The 17,773-nt window shown below is 31.8% G+C and carries 17 protein-coding genes and 2 pseudogenes; 13 read left to right on the forward strand and 6 right to left on the reverse strand.

The window, feature by feature from the left end; translation table 11 throughout:
* Positions 1-35: 35 nt before the first annotated feature.
* Positions 36-1,928 carry a phosphoglycerate dehydrogenase gene (gene serA / locus BST83_RS02785; protein ID WP_104808485.1) on the forward strand — a complete coding sequence of 631 codons (1,893 nt, stop codon included), beginning with the start codon at positions 36-38 and terminating at the stop codon, positions 1,926-1,928.
* A gap of 154 nt (positions 1,929-2,082) precedes the next feature.
* Here the strand turns inward: serA and BST83_RS02790 are convergent, their stop codons facing one another.
* Positions 2,083-3,270 carry a C40 family peptidase gene (locus BST83_RS02790; RefSeq protein ID WP_104808486.1) on the reverse strand — a complete coding sequence of 396 codons (1,188 nt, stop codon included), beginning with the start codon at positions 3,268-3,270 and terminating at the stop codon, positions 2,083-2,085.
* Between the two features lie 169 nt (positions 3,271-3,439).
* On the opposite strand from BST83_RS02790, the gene kynU reads away from it, so the two are divergent.
* From kynU to BST83_RS02855, 12 genes and pseudogenes are all read left to right on the forward strand, one after another.
* The gene (kynU, locus tag BST83_RS02795; RefSeq protein ID WP_104810760.1) at positions 3,440-4,702 is read left to right on the forward strand and encodes a kynureninase; all 1,263 of its coding nucleotides are present in this window, start codon (positions 3,440-3,442) and stop codon (positions 4,700-4,702) included.
* 22 nt (positions 4,703-4,724) lie between these two features.
* Positions 4,725-5,222: a hypothetical protein gene (locus BST83_RS02800; RefSeq protein WP_146092106.1), complete on the forward strand. Its 498-nt coding sequence runs from the start codon at positions 4,725-4,727 to the stop codon at positions 5,220-5,222.
* The gene (locus BST83_RS02805; protein ID WP_104808488.1) at positions 5,206-6,615 is read left to right on the forward strand and encodes an FAD-dependent oxidoreductase; all 1,410 of its coding nucleotides are present in this window, start codon (positions 5,206-5,208) and stop codon (positions 6,613-6,615) included. Before BST83_RS02800 ends, BST83_RS02805 begins: the two co-directional genes overlap by 17 nt.
* A gap of 134 nt (positions 6,616-6,749) precedes the next feature.
* A pseudogene (locus BST83_RS21345) lies at positions 6,750-6,980 on the forward strand (DUF1697 domain-containing protein).
* The gene (locus tag BST83_RS02820) at positions 6,958-7,272 is read left to right on the forward strand and encodes a hypothetical protein (RefSeq protein ID WP_146092107.1); all 315 of its coding nucleotides are present in this window, start codon (positions 6,958-6,960) and stop codon (positions 7,270-7,272) included. The pseudogene BST83_RS21345 and the gene BST83_RS02820 overlap by 23 nt, the downstream one beginning before the upstream one ends.
* Positions 7,273-7,276: 4 nt before the next feature.
* The gene (locus BST83_RS02825; RefSeq protein WP_104808491.1) at positions 7,277-7,681 is read left to right on the forward strand and encodes a RidA family protein; all 405 of its coding nucleotides are present in this window, start codon (positions 7,277-7,279) and stop codon (positions 7,679-7,681) included.
* A pseudogene (locus BST83_RS02830) lies at positions 7,682-9,123 on the forward strand (aldehyde dehydrogenase). It begins immediately after the preceding gene.
* Positions 9,116-9,556, forward strand: coding sequence for a GNAT family N-acetyltransferase (locus tag BST83_RS02835; RefSeq protein ID WP_240614624.1), 441 nt, complete (start codon positions 9,116-9,118; stop codon positions 9,554-9,556). The pseudogene BST83_RS02830 and the gene BST83_RS02835 overlap by 8 nt, the downstream one beginning before the upstream one ends.
* On the forward strand, positions 9,549-9,671 hold the full coding sequence (locus tag BST83_RS20370) for a DUF6500 family protein (protein ID WP_240614625.1): 123 nt from the start codon (positions 9,549-9,551) through the stop codon (positions 9,669-9,671). The genes BST83_RS02835 and BST83_RS20370 overlap by 8 nt, the downstream gene beginning before the upstream one ends.
* Before the next feature lie 174 nt (positions 9,672-9,845).
* On the forward strand, positions 9,846-10,640 hold the full coding sequence (locus BST83_RS02845; protein ID WP_104808492.1) for an SDR family oxidoreductase: 795 nt from the start codon (positions 9,846-9,848) through the stop codon (positions 10,638-10,640).
* Between the two features lie 138 nt (positions 10,641-10,778).
* Positions 10,779-11,312, forward strand: coding sequence for a 3-hydroxyanthranilate 3,4-dioxygenase (locus BST83_RS02850; protein ID WP_104808493.1), 534 nt, complete (start codon positions 10,779-10,781; stop codon positions 11,310-11,312).
* Between the two features lie 142 nt (positions 11,313-11,454).
* A complete protein-coding gene (locus BST83_RS02855) occupies positions 11,455-12,537 on the forward strand; it encodes an amidohydrolase family protein (RefSeq protein ID WP_104808494.1) in 1,083 nt (360 codons plus the stop codon).
* 102 nt (positions 12,538-12,639) lie between these two features.
* On the opposite strand, the gene BST83_RS02860 is transcribed toward BST83_RS02855, so the two are convergent.
* From BST83_RS02860 to BST83_RS02880, 5 genes are all read right to left on the reverse strand, one after another.
* Positions 12,640-13,263, reverse strand: a complete 624-nt coding sequence (locus tag BST83_RS02860; RefSeq protein ID WP_104808495.1) for a hypothetical protein — start codon at positions 13,261-13,263, stop codon at positions 12,640-12,642.
* 41 nt (positions 13,264-13,304) lie between these two features.
* The gene (locus BST83_RS02865) at positions 13,305-13,727 is read right to left on the reverse strand and encodes a DUF2141 domain-containing protein (protein ID WP_104808496.1); all 423 of its coding nucleotides are present in this window, start codon (positions 13,725-13,727) and stop codon (positions 13,305-13,307) included.
* Positions 13,728-13,981: 254 nt separating this feature from the next.
* Positions 13,982-16,138: a TonB-dependent receptor gene (locus tag BST83_RS02870; RefSeq protein ID WP_104808497.1), complete on the reverse strand. Its 2,157-nt coding sequence runs from the start codon at positions 16,136-16,138 to the stop codon at positions 13,982-13,984.
* Between the two features lie 133 nt (positions 16,139-16,271).
* Complete coding sequence (locus BST83_RS02875) at positions 16,272-16,814, reverse strand: hypothetical protein (protein WP_104808498.1); 543 nt, start codon at positions 16,812-16,814, stop codon at positions 16,272-16,274.
* Between the two features lie 9 nt (positions 16,815-16,823).
* Positions 16,824-17,711, reverse strand: a complete 888-nt coding sequence (locus tag BST83_RS02880; protein WP_104808499.1) for a metallophosphoesterase — start codon at positions 17,709-17,711, stop codon at positions 16,824-16,826.
* Between the last annotated feature and the right edge of the window lie 62 nt (positions 17,712-17,773).

Here is a 17,773-nt window from a genome sequence, read left to right on the forward strand (position 1 = left end):
TTTACGCATTTAAATTCAACCATGATTTTAAAGTAATGATTACCACAAAAAGAAATTATATTTTCGATTTTGATAGTACTTTAACCAGGGTGGAAGCTTTGGATGTTTTAGCCGAAATTACACTACAAAATAATCCTAACAAAGAAAAAATTATTCAAGAAATAATTGATATTACCAATTTAGGAATTGATGGCGAAATCTCATTTACAGAATCTTTAGAAAAAAGAATTAAGCTGTTAAATGCAAATCAATCAGATTTAGCGAACTTAGTAAGCGCTTTAAAGAAGCAAGTTTCCGCATCCATAGAAAGAAATAAAGAATTTTTTAAAGATTTTGCAGACGATATTTATGTTATTTCCTGCGGATTTAAAGAATTTATAGACCCTATTGTAGCAGCCTACAATATACCTTCAGATAGAGTTTTTGCAAATACTTTTGAGTTTGCTAATGATGGAAAAATTATTGGTTTTGATGCTAATAATCCGTTATCACAGCACAACGGAAAAATAAAGTGTTTAAAAGACATGGATTTAGAAGGAGAAATACAAGTTATTGGTGATGGTTATAGCGATTATGTAACCCGAAAATCGGGCGTAGCACATAAGTTTTTTGCATATACAGAAAACATTTCTAGAGTAAAAACTACAGAAAACGCAGATCATATTGCCCCAAATTTAGATGAATTTTTATACGTAAACAAGTTGCCAAGAAATATCTCATACCCAAAGAATAGAATTAAAATTTTATTATTAGAAAACGTACACCCAGATGCTTTTACAAAGTTATCAACGGATGGCTTTTCTGTAGAAACCGTTTCTAGAAGTTTATCCGAAGATGAATTGATAGAAAAAATTAAAGATGTACACGTTTTAGGAATTCGTTCTAAAACTAATGTTACACAGAAAGTAGTAGATGCTGCGGATAAATTAATGGTGGTTAGTGCGTTTTGTATTGGTACGAAGCAAATTGATTTAGAAGCCTGTAAAGAAAAAGGAATTGTTGTTTTCAATGCTCCTTATAGTAATACGCGTTCGGTTGTTGAGTTGGCAATTGGCGAAATTATTATGTTAATGAGAAGTGTTTTTCAAAGAAGCACGGAAATACACAACGGTCAGTGGAATAAAACAGCAGATGGTTCAAGAGAAGTTCGTGGTAAAAAACTAGGAATTGTTGGATATGGTAACATTGGTAAGCAATTATCAATCTTAGCAGAAGGTCTTGGAATGGACGTTTATTACTATGATGTAGAAGATACTCTAGCGCTAGGAAACGCAACTAAAGTAAGTAAATTAGAAGATTTATTAGCGATATCCGATGTAGTTACATTGCATATTGATGACAACGCAGCGAACAAAAATTTTATTGGAGAAACAGAGATTTCTCAAATGAAAGATGGTGCGTATTTAGTTAATCTTTCAAGAGGATTTGTAGTTGATATTAAAGCATTGGCTGCTGCTTTAAAAAGCGGAAAATTAGCAGGTGCTGCCGTGGATGTTTATCCAGAAGAACCCGCAAAAAACGGGGAATTCCTAACAGAGTTAAAAGGATTGCCAAACGTGATTTTAACGCCTCATGTTGGTGGAAGCACCGAAGAAGCGCAAAGAGATATTGCAGATTTTGTGCCTAGTAAAATTATGGCATATATAAATTCTGGAAATACGGTAGACGCTGTAAACTTCCCTAATATTCGTTTGCCAAGACAAATAAAGTCTCATAGATTCTTACACATTCATAAGAATGTACCCGGAATTATGGCAAAAATTAATAAGATTTTAGCCAAATACGATTTAAACATTTCTGGTCAATATTTATCTACAGATCCAAAAGTTGGCTATGTAATTACAGATTTAGACAAAGAATATAACAAAGAAGTTATTGATAAATTAAGAAAAGTAGAAGGCACTATCAAGTTTAGAGTGTTGTATTAATCTTCTTTTTTAAACCTAAAAAAGCCCTTCAAATTTTAAAATTTGAAGGGCTTTTATTTTTGTCGTCATTCCTCGCAGTTATGCTTATTTAAAAGTACTTTTCTCTGTGAAACTCTATGCAATTTCTCTGGGAATCTCTTTGTAACATGACCAGTTACAACTTCATTTTCTCCTTCAAATCAATAATCATGGCATCTTTTACACCTAAATAACGCTTACTTCCTAAATATCTATTTTTATTAAACTCATCATAATTTGGTTGTGAAGCATCCATAGAACTTAAATGAACGTTTCCAGAAGAATGAATAAATTCCATTTTATCATTACCTAACCAAATAGCAACATGTACAACACGTTGTTTTGTTTCTGATGTTGCTTTTGTTCCAAAAAAAAGTAAATCTCCTTTCTCTAAATCTTTAAAATTTAAAGTAGCATCGACCGTTTTTCCGGCATTTATTTGTTGAGAAGCATCTCTAGGAATTACTAAACCATTTAATAAATAGACCATTTTAGTAAAACCGCTACAATCCATTCCTTTAGAGGAGGTTCCTCCCCACAAATAAGGAAAACCTCCAAAATTTTTGGCAACAGCTTCAATATTTTCTTTGGATGAAACTACGTTTTCTAACCAAGAATCATAAATTACAGCTTCCTCTTTTTTGATAAATCCAGTTCTTTTATCCGGATATTTTACTTCATAGAATGTGTCATCCTCAGAAATGTATTCTAAAATTCCGCCTAAAGTAACGTCAGAAATAATAGTAGCTTCATCCTTTTTATCAGCAAAAACATATCCAAAATTTTTGGTAAAAAGCACTTTTTTAGCTTGATTCCAAGTGTCTATTTCGGCTTTGTTTAGTAATTGAATTCCGCCTCTATCAACCCAAGAAATATACATATCAGGAGTTTGAATTTTATAAAAATCACCTTTTTGATCGAACACTTTTAAAGACATGCCTAACAAACCTTGTGTACCCAATTCAGCGGAATGTTTTGGTTCTGAACGAATATTAATCACCGAATTTTTAGCCACAGCAAATTGTAGATTTCCAACCGCAGCATCTGGCAAAACACGTACATTATTTGTAAATTGTAACTTTCTATTATTTAAGCTATCTAATAATATTAAAAAGGCTCTTTTAGAAGTGGTTTCTCCCTCTAAAATAAGTTGATTGTCTGCCAATTCAAAATTGATGTCAAACAATTCAACGCGTTTGTCAGGAGCAAATTCTGATTTTATGGATGCATGAATGCTCTCTAGTTCAGAAATTAGTTTTGAATCATTTTTACAAGACATTAAAATAAGGAACAATAACAAAGAAAAGTATTTTATAAACTTCATTAGATATAGATTTTTTGCTAAAATACAAAACAAAATTGCTGTTTTATAAAATGAAGAAAATCATTTATAACAACATAGAAATGTTTGTATGAATTTGTGAAATTCGTTCCGAAAGAGCGAATTCTCAAAAGGATTGTTTTATATTTGGGATAAATCATTTTTATTAGCGATGAATTATCAAAACACATTAGCTTTTGCGAAACAGCAAGATAAAGAGGATTCTCTTTCTCATTTAAGAAATCGATTTCATATTCCGAAAGATAAAAACGGAAATGAATGGATCTATTTTACTGGGAATTCTTTGGGATTGCAACCCAAATCGACCAAAGAATACATCAATCAGGAATTAGAAGATTGGGCAAATTTGGGGGTAGAAGGGCATTTTGAAGCGAAAAATCCGTGGTTAAATTACCATGAATTGTTAACAGATAAAATGGCTAAAATTGTGGGAGCAAAACCAGTTGAAGTGGTGGTAATGAACACGCTTACCACAAATTTACATTTGTTGATGGTTTCTTTTTACAGGCCTACAAAAACAAAATATAAAATTGTAATTGAAAGCGATGCTTTTCCTTCGGATAGATACGCGGTGCAATCTCAATTAAAGTTTCATGGTTTTGATGATGAAGATGGCGTTATAGAATGGAAACCAAGAGTAGGAGAAACGCTTTTAAATATCGAGGATTTAGAGTCGATTATAAAATTTGAAGGCGATGAAATTTCTTTATTATTAATTGGAGGCGTAAATTATTATACGGGTCAGTTTTTAGATATAAAAAAAATTGCAGAAATCGGACATTCAAAAAACTGTATTGTTGGTATTGATTTAGCGCACGGTGCAGGAAATGTGCAACCTAATTTGCACGATTCAAATGTAGATTTTGCAGCTTGGTGTACCTACAAATATTTAAATGCGGGACCAGGAAGTTTAGGCGGTGTTTTTGTGCACGAAAAACATGCAAAAAATAAAGACTTGCCGCGTTTTGCAGGTTGGTGGAATCACAATAAAGAAACACGTTTTAATATGCGACAGCCTTTTGATGTGATGCAAGGTGCAGAAGGATGGCAATTAAGCAATCCGCCCATATTATCGATGGCAGCAATTAAAGCTTCTTTAGATTTATTTGATGAGGTTGGGATGGGTGGTTTAAGAGAAAAATCAGAAAAACTAACTGGTTATTTTGAGTTTTTAATCAATGAAATTGATTCGGATGATATTAAAATTATCACTCCTAAAGATCCAAAAGAAAGAGGTTGCCAATTAAGTATTCAAGTTCAAAATACAGATAAAAGTTTGCATAAAAAACTAACAGAAAATAATATTATTACAGATTGGCGAGAACCCAATGTTATACGCTGTGCGCCCGTGCCAATGTATAGTTCTTATGAAGATGTGTATAGAATGGTCACTATTTTAAAAGGGTTGTTATAGCATAATGAATGTATTATTTCACATGGCAGTTGGAGCAACAATTATAGTCGGAATTGCTAAGATTAATGAAGAAAGTCAATTTGAAAATAAAAAAATCAGTGTATTTGGTTTTGTTTTAGGCGTATTATCTCATGGAATCTTGGATTATATTCCTCATTGTTATCCAATAAATTCAAAAGTTGATGTAATTAGTAGTTTGATTGTATTTTTATTGTTAATCTATTATGTTAAAAAGAAATTTAAAATACTTGTTATGACTACTTTATTAGGTTCAATATTTCCTGATTTATTAGATTTATCACCTGGGATTATGAATTCATTATTCAATATTAATTTACCAATATTTGATACTATTTTTCCTTGGCATTTTCAGAATTATTCTGGATCGATCTATATAAATAATTGTAATATTTCTAATATAAATCATGTATTAACTATACTTTTTTGCTTTATAATTTTTGTTTTAAACAAAGAAAAGTTGAAAATAATAATAATAAAAGAGAATGAAAACAAACGATAAGGTACTAATCATTGGAGCAGGTCTGTGCGGCTCATTATTAGCATTACGATTAGCGCAAAGAGGTTATAAAGTGGAGGTGTATGAAAGCAGACCCGATTTACGAAAAGTAGATATTTCTGCAGGAAGATCGATTAATTTGGCTTTATCCGATAGAGGTTTAAAAGCATTGCGTTTATGCGGAATGGAAGAAAAAGCAAGAGAGATTTGTATACCAATGTATGGCAGATTGATGCATGATACAGCAGGAAATACATTTTCTTCGAACTACTCTGGAAGAGAAAATGAATATATCAATTCCATTTCTAGAGGAGATTTAAACGCTATTTTATTAGATGAAGCAGAAAAACATGCGAATGTAACTTTTCACTTTAATAAAAGGTGTCAAAAAGTGGATATTGAAAATACGATTGCGCATTTTAAAGATTACGAAACGGATGAAGAGTTTACGATAGATGCAACGGTTCTTTTTGGTACTGATGGCGCTGGTTCAATTCTAAGAAAAAGCTATTATTTAGAGCGTAAGTTTTTATTTAGCTATTCTCAAAATTATTTAAATCATGGGTATAAGGAGTTAGAAATCCCTGCTGATAAAAGTGGGAATCACCAAATAAGTAATGCTCATTTACATATTTGGCCAAGAGGCGATTTTATGTTAATTGCATTGCCAAATATGGATGGTAGTTTTACTGTAACGCTATTTTTAAGTTATGATGAAGGCGAGTTTAATTTCGAGAATTTAACATCCGAAGAAAAAATTACAGCATTTTTTGAAAAGGAATTTCCGGATGCGTTGGCTTTAATTCCGAATATAAAAGAAGAGTTTATCAACAACCCAACAGGACCTTTAGGAACGGTAAAATGTGCGCCTTGGTTTTATAAAAATAACACCATATTGTTAGGCGATTCATCGCATGCAATTGTGCCCTTTTACGGGCAAGGAATGAATGCTTCGTTTGAAGATGTAGTTGTTTTTGATGAAATTTTAGATAAAAATTTAGGGGATTGGGAAGCTATCTTTAAAGCCTATCAAAAAGCAAGAAAAATAGATACAGATGCGATTGCAGATTTGGCAATTGATAATTTTTATGAAATGCGAGACCATGTTGCAAATCCGCTTTTTAAAGAAAAAAGAAAGATAGAGATGGATTTAGAAAAGTATTTTCCTACGCAGTATTTTTCTAAATATTCTTTAGTCACATTTAACGAGAATATTGGCTATAATGAAGCCATGACAAGAGGACGAGCGCAAGATAAAGCCTTGTTAAATTTGGTTGCAGATGACGCTGTGCATACAAACTTAAATATGACAAAAGAGGAGCTGAAAGTTATTTTGGATAAAGTGAAAGAGGAAACAAATGCCATTTTAGAAGAGGATAAAATAACAGGCATGTAGTTTTTTTAGAAGCTATTTCCTGCTTTCCATTATATCTTTTTTCTGAAAAAGAAAAAAGGATGCCATTTCAATCAGGGCTAACCCACTTATAGAGTTATTGATCATCTAAAGCAATAAGAAATTTAAAAAGCAAAATGGAAAAATATATTGTTTTATTAAGAGGAATTAATATATCAGGAAAAAATAAAATTCTGACGGCAGACCTGCATGAATAATGAAAGGATTTAAAGTTTCAAAATTTACAAACGTATATTCATAGTGGGAATATTATTTTAGAGGCTGATGCACCTAAGTCAGAAATATGTAAAAAAATAAAAGTAGGTATTAAAGCTAAATTGGGGTATGATGTTTCCTGTAATTGCTAAAACATTTTTAGAGTTAGAAAGAGTAGTTAAAAGTCATCCATTTCCTTTAGAAAATGAAAAAATTATCGCTTTTGCCTTTTTAAATAAAATATCAGAAATTAAAGAAATAGAAATAAGAAGATTACAAGGAGATAAATACAAAATTGATGATGATCTTATTTATCTTTATTGTCCATCAGGATTTGGTAGTACAAAATTGACAAATAATATCATTGAAAAGAAACTCAATGTGATTTCAACTACAAGAAATTTAGGAACAACTTTAAAGTTGTTACAGTTAGTTAAAGCATAAAAAAATGGAAGAAAAAAAAGTAACACCAAGAGGCGCATATCCACATGTAAAAGTTGTGGGAGATTTTATTTTTGTATCAGGAACCAGTTCTAGAAGAGCAGACAATACCATTGCAGGTGTGGATATTATTGATGAAATGGGAACAAAATTTCTAAATATAGAAACACAAACCAGCGAAGTTCTAAAAAACATAGATTCCAATTTACAAACAGTTGGCGCTAGTTTAAAAGATGTGGTGGATGTTTCTACATTCTTAGTAAACATGAATGATTTTGCAGGATATAACAAAGCGTATGCAGAATTTTTCAATAAAGAAACAGGGCCAACAAGAACGACTGTCGCTGTGCATCAATTACCACATCCAGATTTAGTTGTGGAAATTAAAGTTACTGCTTATAAAAAGAGTTAAATGGACATCCAAAACTACATAAACGGCGAGTTTGCAAATCCTATTAAAAATAATTGGATAGATAATTACAATCCTGCAATTGGAGAAGTGTGCGGACAAATACCCAATTCAACAAAAGAAGATGTAGAAGAAGCATACCAAGCGGCGGCAATCGCTTTTCCGACATGGAGCAATACTCCTTTGGATGAAAGAAGTAAAATCCTTTCTAAAATCGCTGATTTAATTTTAGAGAAATTAGACTTTTTAGCGAAAGCAGAATCTAAAGACAACGGAAAACCAATCAGTTTAGCAAAGCAAGTTGATATACCCAGATCAGCAAGTAACTTCCAATTTTTTGCAAATGCGATTACGCAGTTTTCATCAGAAGCGCATGAAAGTATTGGGTTTAATGCTGTTAATTTCACGTTGCGCCAGCCAATAGGTGTTGTAGGATGTATTTCTCCTTGGAATTTACCTTTGTATTTATTTACTTGGAAAATTGCACCAGCCATTGCTGCAGGAAATTGTGTGGTTGCAAAACCAAGCGAAATTACACCCATGACGGCTTATTTATTAGGTGAAATTTGCAATGAGGCTGGACTACCAAAAGGCGTTTTAAATATTATTCATGGATTAGGATCTACAACAGGACAAGCAATTGTAGCACATCCAAATATTAAAGCAATTTCATTTACAGGAGGAACAAAAACAGGAGCTCATATTGCCAGGGTTGCAGCCCCAATGTTTAAAAAACTTTCTTTAGAATTAGGAGGAAAAAACCCAAACATCATTTTTGAAGATTGCGATTATGACAAAATGTTAGCAACCACAGTTCGTTCTTCATTTGCAAATCAAGGTCAGATTTGTTTGTGTGGAAGTCGAATTTTTGTGGAAGAAACAATCTATGAAAAATTCAAGAAGGATTTTATAAAAAAGTATCGGAATTAAAAGTGGGAAATCCATCAGAGGAAACTACTAATATTGGAGCATTAGTATCCAAAGAACATTTAGAAAAAGTAAAGAGTTATATTGATCTTGCAAAAAATGAAGGAGGGAAAACTCTTTTTGGAGGTGATAAAGTTGCCGTTAAAAACTGTGAACTTGGTTATTATTTACAACCCACAATTATTGAAGTTTTTGATAATAAATGCAGCTTAAATCAGGAAGAAATTTTTGGACCAGTAGTAACGATCATGTCGTTTAAAACCGATGAAGAAGCCTTGTCTTTAGCGAATGACGTAAAGTACGGATTATCAGCAACCTTATGGACAAATAATTTAAATAGAACCATGCAATTTTCTAAACAATTACAGACAGGAATTGTTTGGGTAAATACATGGATGTTACGCGATTTAAGAACACCATTTGGCGGACAAAAAGATTCTGGAGTAGGCAGAGAAGGTGGTTTTGAAGCGTTGCGATTTTTTACAGAACCAAAAAATATTTGTATTCAATATGATTAAAATTAAGGATGATTTATTTTTTTCTGATAACAAAAAAGATATGGATATAGAGTTGATATTCAGTTTTTTAAAGAAGACCTATTGGGGTGGTTTAAGAACTTTTGAAGAACAAAAAAAAGCCAATGAAAACACACTTAATTTTGGATTGTTTAAAAATGGAAATCAAATAGCATTCTCTAGGGTAATGACAGATAAAGTGTTTTTTGCATATTTGTTGGATGTTTTTGTTGTAGATGAGGAACAGGGAAAAGGACATTTTAAAATATTAATTGATCATATTATGAATTACCCTGAATTGCAAAAGATTGATAAATGGATTTTAGCTACAAAAGATGCTCATTCATTGTATGAAAAATTTGGTTTTGAGAAAATTAAAAAACCAGAAATGTTGATGGAAAAAATTTCTGATAGAGCAAAAGAAATTTATGAATAAAGAGATAAAAGAAAAAATAATTCAAGTTTACGATGATAAAATAATTAAAAAAAGAGAAAATGTAGGTTTGTCTTTTTATGCTTTTTTTAAAATAAAAATGAGAATCCAAAATTAGTAATGGGAGTTGCCAAATAGTGGATTTAAACACATGAGTTAGATCATTTTGAAAAAGCAGTTAGGATTAAACAGATGGTAACAAATAACAAATAAGAATCAAGATAAAAGAATCAAGAGAGAAGACTCACCCTAGTCTAGCTTCTTGTTTCTTTATTCTTACATCAAAAGAAAAATGGATTTACACTTACAAAATAAAAACGCATTAGTTTGCGGAAGTACACAAGGAATAGGAAAAGCAACTGCAATTTTATTAGCAAAAGAAGGCGTAAATGTTACGCTGATCGCTAGAAATGAAGAAAAGTTAAAAGCTGTTTTAGAAGAACTAAATGCTTGTCAGTTTGAGCGCAGTCGAGAACAATGCCACAGCTATTTGGTAGCAGATTTTTCAAAACCAGAAGAACTGAGAAAAGTGATAGAAAATTCTAATTTACAGTTTCATATCTTGGTAAATAATACAGGAGGTCCAAGAAGTGGCGCGATTCTAGATGCAACCTTAGACGAATTTCAACAGGCTTTTTCTCAACATTTATTATGCAATCACATTTTGGTACAGGCTGTGGTTCCTTTTATGAAAACACAGTGTTTTGGTAGAATTATTAATGTAATTTCAACATCTGTAAAAGAGCCAATTCCGGGTTTAGGTGTAAGTAATACTATTAGAAACGCCGTTGGTAATTGGTCAAAAACGTTAGCTGAAGAAATTGGTAGTCACGGAATAACGGTTAACAATGTGTTGCCAGGTTTTACAGAAACGGTACGTTTATCAGAAATTATTAAGACAAAAGCAAAAAATGAAAATAAAAGTATTGAGCAGATGACTGAGATTATGAAAAGTTATTCGCCAGCAAAACGATTTGCAAAACCAGAAGAAACTGCTAGTGCAATTGTCTTTTTAGCAAGCGAAAAAGCGAGTTATATTAACGGAATAAATCTTCCTGTAGATGGTGGAAGAACGAAATCACTTTAAGAGAAAAGAGAAAAGAGAAAATGGACCAGAGAAAAAATAAAAAAGAGCGAAGAATCAAGAATCAAGGATTAAGACAATTTTGACTACCTTTCATCAGTTTTGAACCTTGTTTCTAAATAATCAAAAACACCTATAAAAATGAGTACACTCGTAAGACCTTTAAACTTTAAAAAGTGGATTGATGAAAATCGTCATTTATTAAAACCGCCAGTTGGTAACAAACAAGTTTGGGAAAATGGTGAATATATTGTGATGGTTGTTGGTGGTCCTAATAACAGAAAAGATTATCATTATAACGAAACTCCTGAGTTTTTCTATCAAGTTGAAGGAGATATGATTTTGAAAATCATTGATGATAAGGGGGAAATGATTGATGTTGAAATCAATGAAGGCGATATTTATTTATTGCCAGCAAAAGTGCCGCATTCACCACAAAGAAAAGAAAATACTGTTGGTTTAGTAATTGAGTATCCGCGTTCTAGAAGAATGTTAGACGCTTTAGAATGGTATTGTGAAGATTGTGGAAATCAGTTGTACAGAGAAGAATTTTCACTAGATAATATTGAGACTGATATGCCAGTCATTTTTGATAATTATTATTCTGATGTAGAAAAATGTACTTGTGATTCTTGTGGAACCGTGATGGAAGCGCCAAAAAAAGTTAGCAGTTAATCGGTCGCAGGATACTGTAAGTAAATAAAAATGCGTCATTACAAGGCACGAAACGATCTCTTAATTATTAGTGAGATTGCCACAGAAAGTGAAAAACTTTCTTTGCAATGAGGTTGAAACATTGAAATGAATTCAGATATAAATGGAAAAAAGAAAACTACGCATAAACGGACATTCACATTTATTACCGTATCCAGAAGAAATCCCTCAATTTATGAAGGAAAAAGAAATTTTTTGGGTAGATGATGAACGGAAGCACATGTTGCAAAAAGGGTGGAGAAGACCCGTTACAGATTCTAGTTTTTTCTTAAATGAGAAATTACTTTGGATGCAGAAAAATAAAATAGATCATGCGGTAGTTTTAAACCTTTCTCAATTATATGGCAATGGATTGCGTTTAGAAGAAATGAAAAAAGCACTGCGTTTTCAGAACGATTTTAATGCAAAAGTGCAACATAGTCATCCAGATAAATTTACCTGCGGATTTGTAGTACATCCTGGTTTTATCTATGGCGCATTAGATGAAATGAAGCGTTGTGTAGAAGATTTAGGCTTAAAAGTGTTGTGTTTACCAACTCATTTTATGGATTCTATTGGGCAATGGCGTTGTGTTTTTGATGAAGAAAATGATCGAATTTTTGAATTAGCAGACAAGTACAAATTGGCGATTGAAATTCATCCGTATGATGGAGATAAAATGATAAAATTAGAGAATACTAATTGGCGTTTTCATTTAATTTGGATGTTGGCACAATGTGGAGATGCCTACCATTTTTATACTTTAAACGGAATGCAAGAGCGCTACCCAAACATTAGAACTTGTTTTGCACATGGTGGCCAATTAGCACAAATGAATTTAGGAAGACGAATTCAAGGTTTTGATGGAAGACCTGATTTATTTGAAGGCAAATATCACCCAAGAAAAGCTGTTGGGCATAAAAATATTTTCTTTGATACCTTAGTGCATGATACCGATTCTTTAGGTCTAATGTTTAAAAGACAAGGCACAAATCAGGTTTTAATGGGCTTAGACGATCCGTATCCTTTAGGTGAAATGGAAAGCGATAAACAGTCTTCTTATCCTGGAAAAATTTTAGATTTAGCTGTACAAAAAGGTATTATTTCAGAAATTGAAAAAGGGCAAATTTGGGAGGATAATGTTTTACAATGGTTGTTTGGTGATGATGAAAAAGCTAAGCAAGATTTGATTGATAAGATATTATAATAAGTTTTCAATTGGTAGTAGCAGTTCTCAGTTAGCACTTGACTGGAAACTGCTACTGAATCCACTTGTTGATTACTGCATACTGCTACTGAAAATTGAACACTAACCTTCACATTGTTTCAAAACCTGTTCAGCTCTTTCTAGCATAAATTTTGGATAAAATTCTTGTTCAACTTTTTCTTTTTTTCCTATTGTAATTGCACGTTTTATTTCTTCGCAATAAGGCTTTGTAGAATTTCCAAAAAAACTTGCAGCACCTATTTCCCATTCTGCTTTTCCTAGAATTACACGAGGGTTTTGTGGTGCAATTTGTAATGCTTGCGCGTATAATTGGTTGTTCTTTCCAGATAAAGTCATTCCGTATTTTTGACCATCATAAGCAATATAACCAAGATTTAATAAAGCTTGCGTAATTATAATTTCTGGATTATTTTCTGATAAAGATGCTGCAACATCTAAAAATTCTTGTGCTTTTGTTAATTTTGCAGTTAGTATTGCTTCATCTTTTAAACCAAAACTACCTATTATTTCAACAGTAGCCGCATAATAAGAAGGCAGCCAATTTTCTGTTTCTACTTTAGAAATTCTCTCAAAAAGTTGCGAAGCTTCTGTCATTTTTCCTTGTTCCCAAAGAGAGAAAGCTTTTTGCATTCCTGTTTGATATGGAGTCTGGGCGGTTACATTTAGAGCAATAAACAGCCCTATGAATAAAAATAAATTTTTCATAATTAATTGATTTTAAAATAGTTGTTATTGTAAAAGAGTTTTTAATTGATATTTACGGTAATCTTTTTATTTGAATCTAAGTTGAATTTTGCGTCGTTAAATTTTGGCGGTCCCATGAAACCAGAAGCGCCATTCGAAAATCCATAAGGCTCTTTCGGAATTCCGAAAATTTTGGTATCCATTTTTTGGTTATTATTTTCATCATGAAAAAAGGAAACGGCGTACGTGCCTTTTTTTAATCCTTTAAAAATACCTGTGGATTTTTTGTCTTTTATTTCCGCTATAATTCCGGATGCTTTATTAAGAAAAGTTTCTTCACTATCATAAATTGCTATAAATATTTTACCCTGATTATTTTTTATTCCGTTTACTTCAATTGTTAAATCGAAGGTTTCATTTTCTTGTGCATTCGTAGAAAAGATTCCAGAGAAAATAATTGCTAAAGTTAAGATTGTATTTTTCATAATACTTATTTTTTGACGATTCAAATATCTGACGTTTTTACAACAATTAAGCAAGAATAATACCGAATTGTATTTTTTTATTACTGAACTGTTGTTTTTAATTAATGTATTCGGTTTTAGTGCATGCTATTTGCTACTAAAGATGCTTAGCCCTGATTGAAACGGCATCCTTTTTTTGATGTAATTTTTGCTTTTCAGCAAAAAATATAGCGAAAAAAGATAAAGTGAAAAGCAGGAAATAGCTTCAAAATATTTTACAAATTATCTAGTTGATTACTCTTTTTATCAGCACTAATTGTCCAGAAGAAACCTACAAAAAAGAAACTATCTGCATTCGGAATTATTGCTTGCCTTTCAAAGTTTCCAGCGGTATTTGGCGTGTTTTTATAGTTGTATCCAAATATGTTTTTTGTGCCCAAAACATTATTTACAGAGAAGTACAATATTTTTTGCTGATCAATTAAATAGGCCCAATTTAAGCTTAAGGAATTATAATTTTTAGTTTGATTATTTAAGAATCCGGTTTCATTAGGGTTCGTGTAATTTCTGCCAGACGCGAAGGTGTAAGTTAATCCAATTTGACTTTTCCAGGCTGGTATAAAATGTTTACCAACCAAAGATAAATTGTGTTTTGAGGCAAAATTGGGCCTTGAAGGAGTTGGATAATTTTTATAATCTCTTTCCGTGTCTAGAAAGGAATACGAAACCCAATAATCTGTGTTTTTTAGTTGACCATTTTGCCTCCAAAAAACATCAATTCCTTTAGCAAAACCTTTTCCGGTATTTGAGAAATTTGAGTTAAAGCCAACAAAGTCAGTGTCATATTTTACTAAATCTTTATAATCTTTTAAATAGGCTTCAATTCTAAAAATTTGATTTTGTTTCGTGTGCTGAAAATTCGCAATTAAATGGGATGTGTTTTCAGCTTTAAAATCGGAGTTAAATTTTAAATAATCGTTTTTTGGATTCTGATAAAATTGTCCATAAGCCAAAGAAAATTGTGAGTTTTTTCCGGATTTATAAGAAAGCGAAGCTCTTGGTGAAATGGTAAATTCATTTAATAAACCGGAATGTTCGGCTCTAATTCCGATTTTAGTTGCCAAGTTTTTAGAAAAGAAAATATCCGTTTCTGCAAATGATGCGAAGAGGTTATTGTTAAAACCGTAGTTAAATTTTTGAGTATTGACTTGCGTGTAGTTTTCATCAAAATTTGTGCTGAAATATTCAGATCCAAAACTGATTTTAAAACGAGTTGTAAATTGTTTTTTTAACTTGATTTTAAAATGTGCAGAGTTTTCAGTATTATCAACTTTATCATCAATAATTTTTAAATTAGAATGATCGTTTGTGAAACTTAAACCGGTTTCAAGTTTCCAATTATTACCAAATTTATTTTTGTATGAACTATTAAAATATAAGTTTCTATTTTGTATACCAAAACGAAATCCATCTTCAAAATTAATGTCATCTTGAATTACATCAAAATCAGTATAGCTAAAAGCACCATACAATTTTAACATAGATTCGTCTTTAAAAGTGTGTCTGTAAATCAGTTCTCCGTTGGCAGATTGTAACGGTTTGTTCCATTTATTTCTGTCTGTAAAGGCTTCTTGATATGGTGCTAAATTGATGTAAGAAGCATTTACGCTCAATGAATTTTTATCCCAAATTTGTGTGTTTCCGATCCCTAAACCTACGGACATAAAAGTTAAATCTGTCTTTTCTTGAGCTGGTTTGTCAATTGTATTTAGTAATAAAATACTTGATAATGCTTGGCCATATTCTGCTGAATATCCGCCCGTAGAGAAGGAAATTCCTGAAAACAAGAAAGGAGAATAGCGACCGCGAACGGGAAGATTATTTGCACTTGGCGTAAAAGGTGTAAAAACCCGAATTCCGTCAATAAATATTTGTGTTTCTTCGGCTTCCCCACCTCTCACAAACAATCGTCCATCTTCGTCTACAGTAGAAGTTCCGGGTAATGTTTGTAAAGCAGCCAAAAAGTCGCCTTGTGCACTTGCAGTTGTTACAATATCTAAAGGTTTTAGAACGGTTACCTTTGCCTTTTCACCAGCTTCAAACATTCCTGCATTGATGACAACGGCATCCAATGAATTTACATCATCACGTAATTTTATTTGTATATTTTTGAGAACTGAAACGTCAGCAGTTGTGATGTAAGTTTCAAAAGAGACAAACGAAACCACTAAAGTTTGACTTCCTTTTTCTCCGGTTTCAAAAGAAAATTCACCTTTTTTATTGGTTGATCCACCATCATAAGTGCCATCTAAATAAACGTTTGCTCCATAAATTGGATTGTTCTTTTTGTCGGTAACTTGGCCTGAAATGTTTGTTTGTGCAATTAAAGAGAAGTGATATAGAATACAAAAGAATAAGAATAGTTGTTTCATCAGTGTGCTGTTTTAGATGATACAAAGATGTGGAGATGTCTTGGTTTACTAAAAACAGACTATCTGAGTTGTTGTATTAGAACGATGAGTTGTTTTGATTAATGTTAAGAGTTCTTGTCAGAAAAAAGAATCATTATTTTAAATTTATTTTTATTTGCTGCAATGTTATATCCGAACTTATAAATGCCGTAATTACATCGAAGCGTAAATCTTTTATAGCAACAGCGTAATATTCTGCCCACTTATCATCCTTAAATAAATGAGTTATTTGTTTTATTCTTTTCTGCGCTTCAGGAAAAGTAAATAAATGATTTGTAAACGTTTCTTTCTTGGCCGTTTCAGTAACTTTTGTTTGAAGTCTCGCTGTTTTTTCTTTAAAATTAACGTTAATAAAAAAGATTTTTTCAGTTGAATTGATAGGGTAGAAGTCCGTCCATTTTGCAAAACCAATAACTATTTGTTGATTTTTGTAGTTTTCATTAGCAGCAATTTTCCAACGGCAATTAGCAACTCTTCCCCAGTGATTTGATTTTCGGTAAACACCGTTTTCAGTATAAAAATAACTACTTTCAGATTTACTTTTATAGTTTTCTTTCTCTTGAAACGTAAAGTCATCAACTGGTTGAAATTCGCAAAAAGTATGTTTAAAGAAGTTTTGTTGGTTGTAGGTTTTCAAAAGAATATTTTATTTAATGACTAATTTTCTAGAAGGCTCTCTGTGATATCCTTCTATAATAATCGTGTCTTTATCAAACTGTACTTTTGCAAAAGCAGAGGTGTTTTCTGTATCTACCATTCCTTTAAAGGTTAAATAATGTACATTATTTTCGATTTGGTATGCACCTGCGTGATTGTGACCATTAAAAAAGATTTTTACGTTATTATAAGGTTTTATGAGTGATAAGAACTGTTCTCTGTTCCAAATATTATGTTGATCTATTGGAAAAATTGGAAAGTGGCAATAAAAACCAACCTTTTGATTGTTTTTTACGGCGAAATCTAATTCTCCTTTAACCCAGCTTAATTGATTTGAACTTAAAGCGCCATTCCATTTTTTTAAATACGGTAATTCTTTGTCTTTTAATAAATTAAAAAGAGAATCTGTTTGTTCTTTTTTAGCGATGGTTAAAGCGCCGTGAAAACTAAGATCATTGCCGTCCAAAACGATAAAACGCCAATCTTTTTCCACAAAACTATAATACCTTTTTTTAAGATTTAATCTTTTAATCACTTCTTCTTTTAAGGAATCTTTTACTTCAAAATCGTGATTTCCCAATACGTGATATGAGGGGGATTCTAGTTTTCCCCAAAGTGGTAGAATGCGATCTAAGCTTTCAAAATTCTTATCAATAAAATCACCTAGATGAATCGTATAGGTTAGGGAATCCTTATTTAAAATGGCAATCGCTTCTTGTAATCTTTGTGGTGCTTTCTTGTAATATCGATCCCATTTAACATCGCAGTCACAATATTGACAATCTGAAATAATCCCTATTTTAAAAGAGGTTTCTTTATTTTCTGAACAGCTTTCTATACATAAGGAAATAGCTAAAAGAAGAAAGTATTTTTTCATTTTCAAGGAATTTAATACGTGTAAATATACGGTTTACTAAAAGACAAAAAACGCAATCAAAT

It is taken from the genome of Polaribacter filamentus (genome assembly GCF_002943715.1).
GTDB classification, from domain to species: domain Bacteria; phylum Bacteroidota; class Bacteroidia; order Flavobacteriales; family Flavobacteriaceae; genus Polaribacter; species Polaribacter filamentus.

Excerpts from the sequence above, each read along its gene's own strand:
- serA (WP_104808485.1), top strand. The coding sequence starts at position 36 with ATGATTACCACAAAAAGAAATTATATTTTCGATTTTGATAGTACTTTA.
- BST83_RS02790 (WP_104808486.1), bottom strand. The coding sequence starts at position 3,270 with ATGAAGTTTATAAAATACTTTTCTTTGTTATTGTTCCTTATTTTAATG.
- kynU (WP_104810760.1), top strand. The coding sequence starts at position 3,440 with ATGAATTATCAAAACACATTAGCTTTTGCGAAACAGCAAGATAAAGAG.
- BST83_RS02800 (WP_146092106.1), top strand. The coding sequence starts at position 4,725 with ATGGCAGTTGGAGCAACAATTATAGTCGGAATTGCTAAGATTAATGAA.
- BST83_RS02805 (WP_104808488.1), top strand. The coding sequence starts at position 5,206 with ATGAAAACAAACGATAAGGTACTAATCATTGGAGCAGGTCTGTGCGGC.
- BST83_RS02820 (WP_146092107.1), top strand. The coding sequence starts at position 6,958 with ATGATGTTTCCTGTAATTGCTAAAACATTTTTAGAGTTAGAAAGAGTA.
- BST83_RS02825 (WP_104808491.1), top strand. The coding sequence starts at position 7,277 with ATGGAAGAAAAAAAAGTAACACCAAGAGGCGCATATCCACATGTAAAA.
- BST83_RS02835 (WP_240614624.1), top strand. The coding sequence starts at position 9,116 with ATGATTAAAATTAAGGATGATTTATTTTTTTCTGATAACAAAAAAGAT.
- BST83_RS20370 (WP_240614625.1), top strand. The coding sequence starts at position 9,549 with ATGAATAAAGAGATAAAAGAAAAAATAATTCAAGTTTACGATGATAAA.
- BST83_RS02845 (WP_104808492.1), top strand. The coding sequence starts at position 9,846 with ATGGATTTACACTTACAAAATAAAAACGCATTAGTTTGCGGAAGTACA.
- BST83_RS02850 (WP_104808493.1), top strand. The coding sequence starts at position 10,779 with ATGAGTACACTCGTAAGACCTTTAAACTTTAAAAAGTGGATTGATGAA.
- BST83_RS02855 (WP_104808494.1), top strand. The coding sequence starts at position 11,455 with ATGGAAAAAAGAAAACTACGCATAAACGGACATTCACATTTATTACCG.
- BST83_RS02860 (WP_104808495.1), bottom strand. The coding sequence starts at position 13,263 with ATGAAAAATTTATTTTTATTCATAGGGCTGTTTATTGCTCTAAATGTA.
- BST83_RS02865 (WP_104808496.1), bottom strand. The coding sequence starts at position 13,727 with ATGAAAAATACAATCTTAACTTTAGCAATTATTTTCTCTGGAATCTTT.
- BST83_RS02870 (WP_104808497.1), bottom strand. The coding sequence starts at position 16,138 with ATGAAACAACTATTCTTATTCTTTTGTATTCTATATCACTTCTCTTTA.
- BST83_RS02880 (WP_104808499.1), bottom strand. The coding sequence starts at position 17,711 with ATGAAAAAATACTTTCTTCTTTTAGCTATTTCCTTATGTATAGAAAGC.